The following is a 17,451-nucleotide window of genomic DNA, read 5'->3' as shown; positions in this document are numbered from 1 at the left end:
GATTACTACAATATGTGGTGGAGGATTATCTTAGTACCGCATATTTTCTTAAGTTTACGGCCATTAATTCGAGACCAATATCGTTTTCAACTTTCGATTTTCCACTAACAGAAAATGGATGAAACCTAAATTAGCCTTCAGAAATCCAAAAACTGGTTCTACGTCAATTTTACGTTTACGATAAATTGCACCTGTTTTTTCTTCGAAAGCTTGGCTTTTACATATTCTTTTTGTAGGGATACTTAAATTTTATCAGAAGATGTCTTTTTTTATGCCTGAAATTATGAATAGATTTAATTGAAATAGAAGTGTTCATTAGTTGTTCGGAGCGAAGGCGGCGACTCCTGAGGGAACAGCACGAGCGGAAGCACCCGGACTAAGCGAAGCGAGGGAGAAGGCTGGAGCTGTGCCCGCGGAAAGCGTCTGCCGTAGCGGAGAACAACGGCTACGAAGTAGACTAAAAAACAAAGTCTCGAAGATTTTACTAATCTTTTCGAGGCTCTTCATTTTTGAGGTTAGTTGTTTTGTCCCAGCCTCTATATTATTTTAAAGGGTTTTTATTAATGTATATTAAATAGAAATGGAAATTAGAAGAGAGTTTTCATTTAAAAAAATGCATAAAAAAAGCAGGCGCTCATCTGCCTGCTAGAAAAAAGAAAAAGATTCCCGACAATCCGAGTCGTTATGGAATCTTAGTTTGTAATGAAAGTTCGAAAACAATCATTACGTAGGTTTGGCACCTAAATATATATTATACGCTAAAAAATAAGAAATGCAAGGAAAATATCAAATAAAATAAGAGGTTATCAATATTTGATGGAGAAATGGTTATATAGAATTTTTTTTAGGTTTAAATAAGATACAAATGAGGTATTCATATATGCATATAACTTCGAATTTACATTATTAGTTAAGGATATAAATTTCAAAATATTTTAGTATACTTAAAGTACTTTTATGTTGGGTATTTTATACAGTCAATGTAAGTATATAACATGTTAGTTACATCTAAGCTAAATAATATGGTTTGAGGAAGAAGTAAAAAAGTTTGAATCAATTAGTCCGAGTTAGAGAGCACTACAGAACTATAAGGAGGTACTGAAATGATCGTATTTGAGAATGTATCTAAAAGATATGATGATAATCAACCAGCAGTTAACTATCTTAATTTGGAAATAAAGAAAGGTGAATTTTTTGTCATTATAGGCCCAAGTGGCTGTGGGAAAACGACTTTACTAAAAATGATAAATCGACTAATTCGTTTGACTGAAGGAACTATAAAAATTGAAGGAAAAAGAATAAGTGATTATGACATAAATGAGTTACGTTGGAATATCGGGTATGTTCTCCAGCAAATTGCACTTTTTCCACATATGACGATTGAAGAGAATATTGCTATCGTTCCAGAACTGAAAAAATGGAGTAAGGAACATATTCAGCAACGAGTTCATGAGTTACTAAATATGGTCGGCCTTGAAGCAGATAAGTATAGTCAGCGAAAACCTGCAGAGCTTTCAGGAGGAGAACAACAAAGAGTAGGAGTTGTACGTGCATTAGCAGCAGATCCTGAAATCATTCTTATGGATGAACCATTTAGTGCATTGGATCCGATTAGTCGTACTAAGTTACAAGATGACCTGCTCAATCTACAACGAACAATTAAGAAAACAATTGTCTTTGTTTCGCACGATATGCAAGAGGCGCTAAAACTAGGAGACAGAATATGTGTGATGAAGGATGGAGAAATTGTACAGCTCGGTACACCTCAAGAAATTATGCAAAATCCAGCCAATGATTTTGTTAGAGAATTTATTGGCCTTAATCAAGATTTTAAAGATACTTTCAATATAGAAAGTATTATCCAACCCATATCAAAAGAAAATGTCTATTTGCAAGTATTACACAGAGTTTCAGTAAACGATCCACTACAAATAATTCTTAATAATTTGGTAGATCATGAAGCCATAGCGGTTGATCAGGACAGTGAAATTATAGGTATTATAACGAGAGAATCGATAATAAGATACTTAGCAAAAGATTCTTTAGGAAGAGGTTAACGATATGACAAATTTAGTAGATGTTTTTAACGAACGTAAAGGACAGCTTTTGGCCTCTTTACTTGAACATATTCAAATATCGTTTATTGCACTCTTTTTTGCGGTTGTAATTGCCATACCTTTAGGCATTTACTTAACTAATAAGAAGAAAATAGCAGAAAGTATCATTGGCATAAGTGCTGTTTTGCAAACGATCCCTTCTTTGGCATTACTAGGCTTGTTAATTCCACTGTTTGGTATAGGTAAGATACCAGCAATAATAGCATTAGTTGTTTATGCACTTTTACCAATTTTACGTAATACATACACAGGAATAAATGAGGTAGATGCATCGTTAAAAGAAGCAGCAATGGCAATGGGGATGAACACTAGAAAGAGGTTAGTAAAGGTGGAGCTGCCTCTCGCTATGCCTGTTATTATGGCAGGGATCCGGACAGCCATGGTCTTAATAGTAGGTACAGCTACATTGGCGGCATTAATTGGTGCAGGGGGTCTAGGGGATATTATTCTACTAGGCATCGATCGGAATAATACTGCATTAATCATCTTAGGAGCCGCACCAGCTGCACTATTAGCGTTAGCATTTGACTTTTTACTTAAACAACTTGAATCACTTTCCTTTAAAAAAACAGTAACAGCACTAAGCACTATAAGTGTTATTGCATTATTAATGATTTTTCTTCCTCTAATAAATATCAACGAAAAAGAAGAGATAGTTATTGCAGGTAAACTTGGATCAGAGCCTGAAATTCTTATTAATATGTATAAATTACTTATTGAAGACGAGACCGATTTGAATGTTCAATTGAAGCCAGGCTTAGGCAAGACTTCATTTGTATTTAATGCATTGAAATCTGGTAGTGTTGACATTTATCCCGAATTTACTGGTACAGCCATTTCTGAATTTTTAAAAGAGAAAGCGATAAACAACAACCAAGATGATGTCTATAAACAAGCACAAGAAGGAATGCTGAAGAAATTTGACATGGTAATGCTTAATCCTATGAAGTACAACAATACTTATGCATTGGCTGTTTCGGAAGATGCAGCAAAAACATACGATTTGAAGAATATTTCAGATGTAAAGGCTGTTGAAGAAAAAATAAGGGCAGGGTTTACAATGGAGTTTAATGATAGAGAAGATGGTTATCGAGGTATTCAAAAGTTATATAATCTTTCTCTTTCTAATATTACTAAAATGGAGCCGAAACTGAGATATCAGGCTGTAAAATCTGGAGATATAGATTTACTAGATGCCTATTCAACCGACAGTGATATAAGACAATACAATTTAGTCGTTTTAGAAGACGACAAGAATCTATTCCCTCCTTACCAAGGTGCACCATTATTAAGAAAAGAAACAGTTAAAAAACATCCTGAAATTGAAAAAGCATTAAATAAATTAGCCAATCAAATAACTGAGGATGAAATGCGTCAAATGAATTATCAAGTAAATGTGGAAGGTAGAAAAGCATCCGAAGTAGCACGTGAATTTTTAGAAAAAGCGGGTATGTTGTAAGTAGAGATATTAATTTTCCACAATAAAATGAGAGGTAGCTCTCTTAATTTAGAAAAATAACCGTTTGTATTCAAACTACAAACGGTTATTTTTTATACTGTAGATTAATCCAAAACTAAAAAATGTTACAATCCTTTGAAAAATATAAAACAGTATTTTAAAAAGTAAAGGCTTTTTAATAGTTAGATAATTCCCCAATGTGATAGAATAAATCATACTTTGAAAGAGGTGAGACTATTGGGAAGGCGATATTTAAAATTATCCACGTTGCTAAACTAAAAAAACTATCACTGAAAACGATGGATTACGACGCTCGCTTTCTTTATATTGTCTATATTCTAAGTATACATTTAAAAACATGTAAACTATTAGGTGAAAAACAATACTCTATAATATAAAGAATAAGTGATATAAAAAAGCATAAAGTAGCCTTAATACTTGAAACGGCAATTCAAAATTAGAAATGTAGTTTTACTCAGTATTAACTATTAGTTAGTGTCCATTGTTCAAAATTATCTTAGTCATATATCATCACGGAGGTGAATCCCTTTTTAAAGGGAAATAATTGGACATAACAATCATTACGAATTTAATATTTATTACCATCTTAATCATACTAACGGCTTTCTTTGTAGCATCAGAGTTTGCTGTTATTAAAGTACGAATGTCACGAATTGATCAGCTAATTGAAGAAGGAAATAAAAGAGCGGTCGCTGCTAAAAAAGTTGTTTCAGATTTAGATTATTATTTATCGGCTTGTCAGCTCGGTATAACAGTAACAGCTTTAGGATTGGGTACTCTCGGAGAGCCTACAGTAGAGAAACTTCTGCATCCAGTTTTTGATTACTTAGGGATACCAGCAGCTATGTCAACTGTAGCTTCTTACGCTCTTGCACTAATGATCATGACATTGCTTCATGTTGTATTAGGGGAGCTTGCTCCAAAAACATTAGCGATTCAATATGCTGAACGTTTGACGTTGATGCTAGCACCATCATTAGTTGCTTTTGGTAAAATATTCTTCCCACTCATCTGGTTCATGAATGGAACATCTCGTGCCTTACTTCGCTTATTCGGAGTTAAACCTGCAAGTCATGAACAGGCCCATTCCGAAGAAGAACTGCAGATTATTATGACACAGAGCTTCCAAAGTGGAGAAATCAATCAAACTGAACTAACATACATGCAGAATATTTTTGCATTTGATGAGCGCGTAGCAAAAGATATCATGATACCACGTACTCAGATGGTTGTTTTAGATAGTGTAATGGAAAAAGACGAAATTCTACAAATAATTGATGAACATCACTTTACAAGATACCCTATAACAGAAAATGGGGATAAAGATAAAATTATTGGTGTTGTAAATACAAAAGAAATGGTGACAGAATATGCACTTGGTAAAGTAACAACATTAGAAGAACATATTCATAAAATACCGTTTATTCTTGAAACAGCACGATTACAAGATGTACTATTGAAAATGAAGAAGGATCAAATTCATATAGTAATAGTTATTGATGAGTTTGGCGGAACTTCAGGTATTATTTCAATGGAAGATATTCTAGAGGAAATCGTCGGTGAAATCCGCGATGAATTTGATGATGATGAAATTCCAGATATTATTGAAAATGGTAAAAATGAATATCTAATTAACGGACGTGTCCAGTTAGATGAATTAGAGGATCGATTTAATATCAAATTTGAAAATACGTATAATGTTGATACAATCGGTGGATGGATACAAGTAGAAATGCTGCAAGCAGACGGTAAGCAAGAACCAATTAATCAAGGCAATCAACAATGGAAAATCGTACAAAGCGATAATCATCAAATTCTGCAAGTTTCTCTAAAATTACAGAGTGAAGTTACTTCTTAACGAATTTAATAATTGGTAGTTGTTGATCCAGCTCTTAACAATTAATCATTAAAAAACTGAAAACAATTTAAAAAAGAATCCATTTTGGTCATAAGTTTATGCCGAAATGGATTCTTTTTGTTTGCAGCCGAATATTTGAACAAAGAAAAAAATTTAAAGATAGCCTTTTAATTTAATATGAAGACAAAAAAACCTGATTTTTAAATAATCAAATACTGCAAATGCAATGTTGAAAAAATGGGTGATATTATAGAAATTTCAACAATATTAGTAGTGTAATGTACCCTAATCATTGTCATAATCATGTTTACAAAAAATTAACTATACCTCTAAATTCACATTTTTAGTTAGTTTTTTGCATAAAGTATTTACATGTTCAATTTTTGGGGGAATTCTATGTATTTTATAAAAAAAAGTATTGTAATAGTTGTTGGGAGTATTTTAGTATCATTAGGAATTAATCTATTCTTAGCTCCGTATGAGGTATTAGATGGAGGAATTATTGGAATCGGTTTAATATCATATTATTTATGGGGACTACAGACTGGGTTCATCATAATACTTTTAAGTATTCCTGTATTTATTATTGCATGGATTTACTATAGAGATTATTTCTATAATAGTTTGCATGGTCTCCTTATTTCCTCCTTTTTTATAGATATTTTAGAGCCCTTTGATTATCTTGTACATATTGATCCCCTTTACAGTTCGATAATAGGTGGAGTTTTGATAGGTCTTGGTATTGGTTTAATGTTAAGATTTAAAACAAGTACTGGTGGTACAGATTTAATAGCACAGTTTTTAAGTGATAAAACAGGAGTAAATGTTGGAATTCTAATATTCATCATTGATTCTTTTGTTATTTTAATGGGGGGGCTATTATTATCTAATGATACTTTTTTCCTTTCTATCATCACGATACTTGTTGTGGGGATGACTACAAGTTTTTTTACAAAAAATCTCGCACAAACTTGAGTAGCAGTGGATGACAAAAAATAATTCTGGACAGGCCTGCTTAGAATTGGAATCATTGTATATTTACTCCGTACAATATGAATCTGAGATTTACATAATTGTTTATAAGCTTAGGGTATAACTTTAATAATAAACGAAAATATAAAATCCATTTTGACTGTTATAATAGTCAAAATGGATTTTTTGTTTGTGAAATATTCATATAGTAAATTTTGATTTCTACTGTATTATAGAATGATTCACTTTAAAATGGAAATAGTTGTGTTTTTGCAATTATAAAGAATTTATTAAGTTTCAAAATAAGGGATTTGACTATGATACATTGTTTTCAGGAGGAATCATTATGAAATGGCAGTTATTACTTGTGGAAGATGACATTGAAATTGCACGTGTTGTACGTGATACATTTTTGCGTGAAGGGTATGGTGTTGCTTGGGCAACGACGGGGTTAGAAGGCTGGGAAGATTTTCAGAGAAACACGTATGACCTTGTTTTAGTTGATCTAATGCTACCAGAAATGGATGGACTAACACTATGTCAAAATATTCGTTGGAAAAGCGATGTTCCAATCATCATTATTAGTGCGCGTAAAGAAGATGTGGATAAAGTAGAAGGCCTACACTTGGGAGCAGATGATTATTTAGCGAAACCTTTTAGTTTAGCAGAGTTAAAAGCAAGAGTTGAATCCCAACTTCGCCGGTGGAGACGCTATCAAGGAGTTCCCGAAATTAATGTTAAAACAACATTTGCAAATGGTTTAACAATCGATTTAAATAACGAGAAAATTTACCGCAATAACGAGGAAATCCATTTAACACAAAAAGAGTTCGCGTTACTCACTGTAATGGTACAAAATCCACAACGAGTTTTCACAAAAAGTGAATTGTATCAGCATATATGGCAACAAGTAGATGCAGATGGTTTACAAACAGTTACCGTGCACGTCAAAGGACTGCGTGAAAAGCTAAAAGACCCTGTAAAAAATCCCTATTTTATTCAAACTGTGTGGGGAAAAGGATACCGTTTTATAGGTGAACCACTATGAAGCTGAAAACTTGGTTATTGCTATCTTATTTTATCGTCATGATTCTCCCTTTAGCTGCAGCTTATGCACTTTTTGCATCGGTTAACGCTTATCATGAAGATCGCAACGTTGAAGAGTATTTTGAAAAGTGGACGGAGCTTCAGCAAATATCAACTGTATTAAAAAATCCGAAATTATATAAACAAGGAATCGAAAGACCGCAAGTTAAGGAAATATCGAATCCACAAACTGCTATTATTTTATATCGTAATGATGGACTTCCATTGTATAATTCAGACCCTCTTGTGAACTCAGTGAGCGTAATAGAGTCTAAAGAATCACTGTATAAAAACTTATTTCAATTTGAAAATAACTATCGTAATTACTCGTATAAGGAACCTGTTTTTTCAGGAAATGAATTAGTAGGTTTTTTTGAAGTCAGTTTAGCAAGAGACGAGTGGATTGATGGTGTTAATATTCGAACCTGGTCTGTAATAGCTATTTTAATAGGTATCTTCTGTATTATTTTCATAAGTGTCTCGGTTCTAGTTAATCGTAAGTTAAACAAAAGACTAACGCATTTGATGAAACAAATGACGGCATTCGCTAGTAGTGAAAAGGTTGAAGATATGCAAACCACAAACGATGAAATCGGTGAGCTAACGTCGAGTTTTTACAGTATGCGTAAGCAAATTGAAGAAGCAAGAGAGAGAATTGCTAAAGAGCAGCAGGAAAAAGAATTTATGATTGCGACTATTTCACACGATTTAAAAACACCTTTAACTTCCATTCGAGCGTATGCAGAGTCATTGTCAGCAGAACGAAATTTAGTAGATGAGGAGCGTGAGGAATACAGGGAAATCATCATAAACAAAGCAAATTATATGCAGCAAATGTTAGATGATTTACTTATGTATACCTTATTACAATCGTCTACATATGAGATGGATCTTGTTCAAGTAGAAGGCAGTGAATTTTTTGACATGCTATTATCTGATTATGAACAGTTATGCTATGACAAAAACATTACATTAGAAGTGCAAAGTGAAATCGAAGGCATATTCAACGTTAATCCAAAGCAGCTTATGCGTGTAACGGATAATTTAATGAGTAATGCGATTCAACATACACCAAAAGAAGGGGCTATTTGGCTAGCAGCAGTATCTTCAGAGAACTTACCTAATTGGGTTTTCCCTTATGTTACACAAGAGTTGAAGTTAGATGGACCACTATTAATCGTTCAAAATAGTGGTGAAGGAATTGACAAAGAAGCTCTTAATCATGTATTTGAACCATTATTCCAAGCAGATATAGCGAGAAGTAAAAAGGGTGTAAGTGGTACAGGACTTGGACTTAGTATTACAAAACAAATAATTGAAAAGCATGGTGGCAAAGTGCAAATGATGTCCCATAAAACAATAGGAACTTGTGTCATATGCAAGTTACCAACAATAGAAGGAATAGGTGATGGAAATGAAAACAATTTTAAAAACGATTAGCTTAGTAGGTATCATAACGATTGGATTAGTTGGCTGCTCTACAGAGGACAGTCAATATTCTCCGGAGCAAGTAATTCAAAACACATTAAAGGATTCCAAACCAGTAGGTCCTTACTACGGAGAATATGACATGACAATTTCAAATGAAAAAATGCATGTTAAAGAATGGATTGGCGAAGATAGCAAACGACGTATTGAAATAAGTGATGAAAAAGGTAAACAACAATCCCTTTCTGTAAATGACGGAGAAAACATGACAAGTTATGATCAAGCTCAAAATACAGCTATTGTTATGCCGATAACAGACGATTTAAAAGATGTATCTCAATCTTCTCCAAAGGAACAAGCAGAGCTATTGTTAAAAGCAGTGAAAGGTACTCATGATATTTCACTTAAAGGAGAAGAGAAAGTCTTAGATCGCAAGACATATCATCTAGCTGCTAAGGGAAAAGGAGAAAAAACACTTTTCGGTGATATGGAAATTTGGGTTGATAAAGAAAACTGGATGGTGCTAAAAACCAAGATTTCAACTGTTGGTGGTGATACCCAAATGGAGTACACAAAAATCGACTTCGATGCAAAAATACCTGATAGCACATTTACACTTGATTTACCAAAGGATGCAAAAATACAAAAAATTGATAATACGATGAAAACAGAACAAATAACATCTGAAGAACTTCCTACAGTATTCAAAAAAGCATTTCTCTATTTTCCGGAAAAAAGTAAATTAAAGATGGTTAAAATTGAAGTAATGGATGTAGTTGATCATAAGGAGTTAGCTATTGAATATGAAAAAGATGGAGTTGTTTACTTCACGCTTTCAGTTTTCCCAACACCAAAAGATATGGGCGAAAAAACGGAAACAATTCCAGGAGAGAAACAAGTAAAAGTGCGCGGACAAAAAGGCTCTGTCTTGGAGATGAATAATTTCCGAAGCATTTCTTGGTCAGAAAAAGGATTTAATTACTCAATCATGCCAACGGATCCAAATTTAAAAGTGGAAGAAATCTTGAAAATGGTTAATGGTATGAAATTAGTGAAATAGATAAATCTATTAAACCGTTAGCAGCTTAGGTTGCTAACGGTTTTAAAGGGGAATTTAAGTTGAGTTATGATTTTATTTGGCTAGGTTGCTGTATTTTAGTAGCCGGTTATTTAATAGGGAATGGTTTGAAAAACTTCGGCAATCCAAATGCAAAGAGTTTGTTGGATATACTGAATGAGGAAGAAGAAATTGAATTAGTTGCTGCAAAGGAATTACATGTATTTTTAAATGTACCAAAAGAAGCGACTAACAATTTTATATCTGAACATCCAGAGGTTCCTTTTATTGAAATGAATGGACATATCTTTTTTCAGAAGCAAAGGATAAGTGAGTGGTTGGAGCGGCAATAACTTTATTTGTATTGTAGAGGTTTGATAGATCCTTCATGAGCAAGAAAATAAAATGATTCATAATAATGTAATTTACATATATCAGCTAAGGGACCAAATTTGGTTCCTTTTTAATTGAGAAGATCTAATTGAAATCAGGGAGGTAAAAATTTACATAAACCTGTTATAATTAAATTGAATACTTTGAACATAGTTAGAGTTGGAGTGGTTTTATGAAATACATGTATAAAAGTGAGCGTGCGTTCTAGGGGACGATGCCTTTGTCAGTGATTGAAAAGAACACCTTCTAGTGGAGGATGGCGTTGACTGTCCTACAGTGGTTGATACAATACATAAAGTCAATCGAGGTCCGGATCTTGAGATGAAAAAAGTTCAAGTGAAGCAGGAACTAGAAGTAATCGCTTCGTAAATCGAGACGGTGAATGGGTCCATTTTTTCAAAAGCCTGAAGCTACATTTTGTAGTAAAAACGAACGGAACCCTTTCTCCATAGATGAAAATAACATCTTGGAGGAATGGCACGTGAGCAGAAAAACAGAAAATACAGCATTTCAATGTGAGCAATGTGGCGCGCAAATTGAACCATTAACAAACGGGAGCTTTCGCAATCATTGTCCATACTGCTTATATTCCAAGCATATGGATGAAAAGCCAGGTGACCGTGCAAGCGTATGTAGGGGGTTAATGGCTCCTATCGGTATGGAATACTCGAGTAAGAAAGGGTACCAACTGATTCATGAATGTCTTCAATGTGGCAAGGTCGGTAAAAATAAAGTAGCAATAAATACGACTCAAGAAGATCAGCTTATTTCTTTTATGAAGTCGGTAGTTTAATAAATTTACTATGTTCAAAGTAAGTTTTTTTATCAGTATAAATAATACTGTGCAGATAAAAGGATATTCCAACTAGGATATCCTTTTATTTATTTGTTAAGAAGGGTGATATAAATGACAAATGCAAATGAAATTAAAGTAGCTGTTAAAGGTATTATTTTATTTGAAGGAAAATTATTGATTGTCCAACGAGATCATGATGATGAGATCGGTGGGGGAACTTGGGAATGCGTTGGGGGAGAAGTAGAGTTCGGCGAAGCTTTAGAAGCGGCATTAGTACGAGAAATAAAAGAGGAAGTAGGTATAGATGCCACTGTTTTGAATGTTTTATATGCCACTACTTTTAAAGCCTTTGCAACAAGACAAGTCGTTATTTTGGCTTATTTATGTAGAGCTGTAGATGGAAAAATAGTTTTGTCTAAAGAACATATTGCTTATCATTGGTCAACAAAAGAGGAAGCGAGGTTATTATTAGCACCAGAAATCATTAGTGATTTTGAGAAAAATCATGTTTTTTCCTTGAAAGAATGGCATTGATAAATACTGTTTTGCACATTTTTAGTTTACGAGATAAAAACTATTTTCATAAAAGAAAAAGAGCATGCTTTGAAAAAAATGATCAAAACATGCTCTAATAAATATCCATTGTTTATTTCTAAAATAATGCTATTAGTCATGGATTACTAGTTATCTCATCTAGTGAAACAGTCAATTTATTTCTAAGAAGAAATAACATGAGAGCCCCCACTATACAACTAATGAAGTCTGCTATGAATAATGACCAAATAACTCCATGGAATTCAGCATAATCGTTAGCTAAAAATAGAATTGGGATAAGGATTAATCCCTGTACAAGAGACATGATTAATGCAGGTTTTCCTTGACCTGTTGCTTGGAAAATCCCCGTTACTAAAACAGTTATGCCACTAACAAATAGAGAAAGGAAAGTCACTTTAATGACATAGCTTCCTATTGAAATAATATTTTCATCAATAGTGAATAGTTCAATTAAATGGTTACTTAATAACAGAACAATTACTGCAAAAGTTAATGCCAAAGTAGCAACTAATATCCCAGTAAATTTAATGACAGCCTTCATCCTATCTTTATCAGCTGTAAAACAATAGGCTATAAGCGGAACAACTCCTTCACATAACCCCATTATCACAAACTCAGGGAGTTGCAAAATGCGTGATGAGATCCCATAAGCTGCTACAGAAGTATCTCCATAAATCGCTACAAAATTATTAAAGAATAATGCTGTTGTGCCCATAAACACACTTAACAGAAATACTGGTATCCCAATTTTAAGTACGTTACTAATAATCAGTTTACTCGCTTTAAAATTCTTTAGTGAGAGGGTTAAAAAATCACTCTTTTCCACTATATAATATGCGTAAAAGAGAACAGCGGCGATGTTTCCTAATAGCGTTGCGGTTGCAACACCTGTTACGCCCCAATCAAACAGGAATATAAATATAGGATCAAGAATAATATTGACTACGACACTTAAAAGCATCCCAATCATTGAAACTTTAGCTGCCCCTTCAGCTCTAACTAATTGTTCTAGAGCAAAATTCAAAATAATAAATGGCGATCCAATAAGCATGACCGTTACATAATCCTTCGTATAATCAAATGAAAGACTACTTGCTCCTAGCCCAGTTATGATTTTGTTAACGAAAGGGAAACAAAAGCTTATTATAACAATCCCCAATAATAAACAACCATAAAAAGAAAATGAAGATACATGTTTAATCTGCTTATAATCTTTTTCCCCTAAAAGTCTTGATATATAAGTAGCTCCACCAACCCCAATTAGATTACCAAAAGCCATGAGAATGGCGAAAACTGGTATCGTTAATGTTATCGCTGCAAGCATTTCTGAGTTATTGAGCATGCCAATGAAATATGCATTTAGAATGGAATACACAACAGTTAAAGACATACCTAGCATCATAGGTACGGAGAAATGAGCAACTGCTTTATGAATCGGAGCCTTTTCAAAATAATAGATGTTTTCGTTGTCCATCTATAATCACCTCGTTCAAAATTAGTATTTCGTTTGAATCCTAATTAGTTAGATATCTAACTAATTATTTATAAAAACTGAAATTAATCAGCTTTTATAATCAAGATTATTGATTACTTTATTTAACATGGTTGATAAAGCATCTTTTTCTTTATCATTAAATCCGTTTACTATAGTAGTTTCCATTTCATTAAAAAAATTGTTGAAATCTTCAACTAGATTTTTACCTTTAGGCAGTACATGAATGATTCTTCTACGTTCATCCTTCATATCTACTTTTCTTTCGATAAATCCCTTTTTCTCTAGATTGTGTACGATGCTACTAATGGATGATCCTTTTCGTTGGAAAGCACGTTCCATATCTTTTTGTGAGATACCCTCATCTTCATGAAGGAATAGATAACCGATGAAACGAGCTTGCTCAATTGTTAAATTATAAGTTTCTAGTTTTTTATCTCCAATTGTTTTCAATCTATGGCCAATTGTACGGAATTGATGTTGAAGTGTTTCATCGTTAATAATTAATCACCCCAATTAATTAGAATTCTAACTAATAATATATTAGATGATTTGCAGTGTCAAATACTAATGATGAAGGGGGAATATAGGGAATTCATTGATTAAAAATAAGTAGGGTGTATGGGGAAAAATACAAATAGATTTTATATTTAATTATTCATCTTCGCCTTAATAAATGGAAAAATAATTATGTAATGGTGTAACAATTTTGGATTTACCCAATAAAATTTTACCCAACATAGAACTTTTTCATGTCCTTTACTACCTCTTTAGCATATACATATAGGATGAAATTGGAGGGATCTGTTTGGTAACAATAAGTTTATGTATGATTGTTAAAAATGAAGAAGAAGTAATCGGCAGATGTTTAACTTCGGTGAAAGACATAGTTGATGAGATTAATATTGTAGATACAGGTTCAGAAGATAAAACAAAGGACATCGTAAAAGAATATACTGATCGTATTTTTGATTTTGAATGGATTGAAGATTTTGCAGCTGCCAGAAATTATTCATTCCAGCAAGCGACCTCAGATTATATTTTGTGGCTCGATGCAGATGATATTTTTACAGATGAAAACCGTGAGAAATTGAAAATATTAAAAGAAACTTTAAAACCTTCAATTGATGCTGTTTCAATGACTTACAATTTATCACATGATGCTGAAGGAACAGTTATTTCATCATTAAGAAGATATCGCTTAGTGAAAAAAGACAATGATTTTAAATGGGTAGGATCTGTCCATGAATTTCTAGCAGTTTCAGGTAACTTATTCGACAGTGAAGTAGCTGTATCGCATATGCCACTAAGTCACGATAGAAATCGAAATATCCAAATTTATGAAAAAATGTTAAAGGATGACCAACCATTTTCAGCCCGTGACACGTTTTACTTCGCAAATGAATTAAAAGACCATGCACGTTATGAGGAAGCTATAACTCAATATGATTCTTTTCTTGAATCAAAATTAGGATGGATTGAAGACAATATCCGTGCATGTTTTAACTTAGCGGATTGTTATGGTTTTCTGGAAGATAAAGAAATGGCTTTCAAGTCATCATTGAGATCTCTTCAATATGATGTGCCACGTCCTGAAGCTTGTTGTCGGATAGGCTTTCATTTTATGGAACAAAATAAAAATACAGAAGCTATCCATTGGTATGAAAAAGCGATTTCATACAAAAATGAATTAAAACTTAGTTTTCAAAATAAAAGCTTTTTTACTTGGCTGCCTCATTTACAGCTATGTGTTCTTTATCATCGATTAAATCAATTAAAAAAATCATATGAACATAATGAAATGGCACTTAAATATAATCCGACTAATCAAACCATTATTAATAATAAAAAGTATTTTGAGGACAATGTGAATTTGGAAGAGTAGATATTTTAGAAAGTGAAAAATACAGATAAAAGCCTTTGCTGATTCATTTTTCTGGATTTATTTAAAAGAACGATTGGAGAGTATTCTTCAGCCGTATCTTTTTTTTTGTTGCTAAAAATGTTAATAATTTTACTTGAGGATTTTAATAGATTAAGAAATTTTTAATTCTGATACCTATATTGTATTACAGGAATATTTTAGATATAAGCATAACCTATTTTCATTTTACAGTTTAATAGCATGCTAGAGAAATACATAATTATCAGACTACCATGAATGAGATGATTATCCGATTTTTTTTCTGTCACATTACAATTGTCCAATATCAATCTATTTCACGAGAATAGTATGTATTTGATGGGAGGTGATAATAATGGATTCAAATAAAACGAGGTGTGCTGTTTGTAATAAATATCAATGTTCTTGTAACTCCAAAAAAAGAAGTCCTAAAACAGTTATTAGAGATTTAGATTATATAGATCCATGTGAACCTCTTTATATAATAGATCATTGTCATAATAGAGGTAAAACAGGACCAACAGGAGCAACAGGTCCTACAGGATCAACGGGACCAACCGGAGTGACTGGAGCAACAGGAGCAACCGGACCAACAGGGTCAACCGGAGTAACTGGGGAAACAGGATCAACCGGGACAACGGGACCAAGCGGATCAACTGGACCAACAGGAGCAACCGGAGCAACTGGTGAAACCGGACCATCTGGACCAACAGGAGCGACTGGTGAAACAGGTTCAACGGGAGCAACTGGGTCGACCGGAGCAACTGGTGAAACAGGTCCAACAGGACCAATGGGAACAACTGGTGTAACCGGAGAAACCGGAGAAACCGGAGCAACAGGTCCAACTGGAGAAACTGGTGAAACAGGTTCAACAGGATCAACAGGATCAACTGGTGCAACAGGGTCAACCGGAGAAACCGGAGAAGCTGGAGAAACAGGTCCAACAGGACCAACGGGAGCAACTGGAGTAACAGGAGCAACTGGAGTAACAGGAGCAACAGGATCAACTGGTGCAACAGGGTCAACCGGAGAAACCGGTGCAACAGGTCCAACAGGACCAACGGGAACAACTGGTGTAACCGGAGAAACCGGAGCAACGGGATCGACTGGAGCAACTGGTGCAACAGGGTCAACCGGAGAAACCGGAGCAACTGGAGAAACCGGACCAACAGGAGCAACTGGTGCAACGGGAGCAATTGGTGAAACAGGTTCAACGGGAGCAACTGGGTCGACCGGAGCAACAGGTGAAACAGGTCCAACAGGACCAACGGGATCGACTGGAGCAACGGGATCGACTGGAGAAACAGGAGAAACAGGAGCAACGGGATCGACTGGAGAAACAGGAGCAACGGGATCGACTGGAGAAACAGGAGCAACTGGTGAAACAGGTCCAACAGGACCAACAGGAACAACGGGAGCGACTGGAGCAACGGGACCAACGGGAACAACGGGAGCGACTGGAGCAACGGGACCAACGGGAACAACGGGAGCGACTGGAGCAACGGGATCGACTGGAGAAACAGGACCAACGGGAGCAACAGGAGCGACTGGTGAAACAGGTTCAACGGGAGCAACTGGTGAAACAGGTCCAACAGGACCAAGGGGAACAACGGGAGCGACTGGAGCAACGGGATCGACTGGAGAAACCGGAGCAACGGGATCGACTGGAGAAACCGGAGCAACGGGATCGACTGGAGAAACAGGAGCAACGGGAGCAACTGGAGTAACAGGAGCAACGGGAGCAACTGGAGAAACAGGACCAACGGGAGCGACTGGAGCAACGGGATCGACTGGAGAAACAGGAGCAACGGGAGCAACTGGAATAACAGGAGTAACGGGAGCAACTGGAGAAACAGGACCAACGGGATCGACTGGAGCAACGGGATCGACTGGAGAAACAGGACCAACGGGAGCAACTGGAGAAACAGGTTCAACAGGACCAACGGGAGCAACTGGGTCGACCGGAGCAACAGGTGAAACAGGAGCAACGGGAGCAACAGGAGCAACAGGAGCAACAGGATCAACTGGTGCAACAGGGTCAACCGGAGAAACCGGAGCAACCGGACCAACAGGAGCAACTGGTGAAACAGGTTCAACGGGAGCAACTGGGTCGACCGGAGCAACTGGTGAAACAGGACCAACGGGAACAACTGGTGTAACCGGAGAAACCGGAGCAACTGGAGAAACAGGTCCAACAGGACCAACGGGAGCGACTGGAGCAACAGGACCAACAGGAGCAACAGGAACAACCGGAGAAATCGGAGCAACTGGAGAAACCGGACCAACAGGAGCAACTGGTGCAACGGGAGCAACT

13 protein-coding genes and 2 pseudogenes are annotated in these 17,451 nt (G+C 35.3%); 12 read left to right on the top strand and 3 right to left on the bottom strand.

Translation table 11 applies throughout. From position 1 onward, the window contains the following. Positions 1–25: 25 nt before the first annotated feature. Positions 26–233: pseudogene (locus AMD00_RS22800) on the bottom strand (transposase); the annotation flags it as partial. Positions 234–1,103: 870 nt separating this feature from the next. Here AMD00_RS22800 and AMD00_RS05785 point away from each other — a divergent pair. From AMD00_RS05785 to AMD00_RS05740, 10 genes are all read left to right on the top strand, one after another. After that, positions 1,104–2,057 (top strand): ABC transporter ATP-binding protein, encoded by a 954-nt coding sequence (locus AMD00_RS05785; RefSeq protein WP_053416103.1) that lies wholly within the window; start codon positions 1,104–1,106, stop codon positions 2,055–2,057. A gap of 4 nt (positions 2,058–2,061) precedes the next feature. Next, positions 2,062–3,576 carry an osmoprotectant update ABC transporter permease/substrate-binding subunit OpuFB gene (gene opuFB / locus AMD00_RS05780; protein ID WP_053416102.1) on the top strand — a complete coding sequence of 505 codons (1,515 nt, stop codon included), beginning with the start codon at positions 2,062–2,064 and terminating at the stop codon, positions 3,574–3,576. Positions 3,577–4,141: 565 nt separating this feature from the next. Then, on the top strand, positions 4,142–5,455 hold the full coding sequence (locus AMD00_RS05775; protein ID WP_053416101.1) for a hemolysin family protein: 1,314 nt from the start codon (positions 4,142–4,144) through the stop codon (positions 5,453–5,455). A 396-nt stretch (positions 5,456–5,851) separates the two neighbouring features. Further along, positions 5,852–6,430: a YitT family protein gene (locus AMD00_RS05770; RefSeq protein WP_053416100.1), complete on the top strand. Its 579-nt coding sequence runs from the start codon at positions 5,852–5,854 to the stop codon at positions 6,428–6,430. A 343-nt stretch (positions 6,431–6,773) separates the two neighbouring features. Further along, positions 6,774–7,475, top strand: coding sequence for a response regulator transcription factor (locus AMD00_RS05765; protein WP_053416099.1), 702 nt, complete (start codon positions 6,774–6,776; stop codon positions 7,473–7,475). Further along, positions 7,472–8,953: a sensor histidine kinase gene (locus tag AMD00_RS05760; RefSeq protein WP_053416098.1), complete on the top strand. Its 1,482-nt coding sequence runs from the start codon at positions 7,472–7,474 to the stop codon at positions 8,951–8,953. Before AMD00_RS05765 ends, AMD00_RS05760 begins: the two co-directional genes overlap by 4 nt. Further along, complete coding sequence (locus AMD00_RS05755) at positions 8,922–10,001, top strand: LolA family protein (protein WP_053416097.1); 1,080 nt, start codon at positions 8,922–8,924, stop codon at positions 9,999–10,001. The genes AMD00_RS05760 and AMD00_RS05755 overlap by 32 nt, the downstream gene beginning before the upstream one ends. A gap of 59 nt (positions 10,002–10,060) precedes the next feature. Next, positions 10,061–10,351, top strand: a complete 291-nt coding sequence (locus tag AMD00_RS05750; RefSeq protein WP_053416096.1) for a hypothetical protein — start codon at positions 10,061–10,063, stop codon at positions 10,349–10,351. A gap of 521 nt (positions 10,352–10,872) precedes the next feature. Continuing rightward, positions 10,873–11,184, top strand: a complete 312-nt coding sequence (locus tag AMD00_RS05745; RefSeq protein WP_053416095.1) for an RNHCP domain-containing protein — start codon at positions 10,873–10,875, stop codon at positions 11,182–11,184. 114 nt (positions 11,185–11,298) lie between these two features. Then, positions 11,299–11,721 carry an NUDIX hydrolase gene (locus AMD00_RS05740; RefSeq protein WP_053416094.1) on the top strand — a complete coding sequence of 141 codons (423 nt, stop codon included), beginning with the start codon at positions 11,299–11,301 and terminating at the stop codon, positions 11,719–11,721. Positions 11,722–11,857: 136 nt separating this feature from the next. Here the strand turns inward: AMD00_RS05740 and AMD00_RS05735 are convergent, their stop codons facing one another. Continuing rightward, complete coding sequence (locus AMD00_RS05735) at positions 11,858–13,216, bottom strand: MATE family efflux transporter (RefSeq protein ID WP_053416093.1); 1,359 nt, start codon at positions 13,214–13,216, stop codon at positions 11,858–11,860. An 87-nt stretch (positions 13,217–13,303) separates the two neighbouring features. Then, positions 13,304–13,687, bottom strand: coding sequence for a MarR family winged helix-turn-helix transcriptional regulator (locus AMD00_RS05730; RefSeq protein WP_053416092.1), 384 nt, complete (start codon positions 13,685–13,687; stop codon positions 13,304–13,306). A 355-nt stretch (positions 13,688–14,042) separates the two neighbouring features. Between AMD00_RS05730 and AMD00_RS05725 the strand changes: the two genes are divergently transcribed. Both AMD00_RS05725 and AMD00_RS24115 read left to right on the top strand, forming a co-directional pair. Next, a complete protein-coding gene (locus AMD00_RS05725) occupies positions 14,043–15,119 on the top strand; it encodes a glycosyltransferase (RefSeq protein ID WP_053416091.1) in 1,077 nt (358 codons plus the stop codon). 373 nt (positions 15,120–15,492) lie between these two features. Then, positions 15,493–17,451 (top strand): annotated as a pseudogene (locus AMD00_RS24115) (collagen-like protein); the annotation flags it as partial.

Source organism: Viridibacillus arvi, assembly GCF_001274945.1.
GTDB classification, from domain to species: Bacteria; Bacillota; Bacilli; order Bacillales_A; family Planococcaceae; genus Viridibacillus; species Viridibacillus arvi.
The sequence above is the reverse complement of the archived record's forward strand: the minus strand, read 5'-3'. Positions and strand labels throughout refer to the sequence as shown.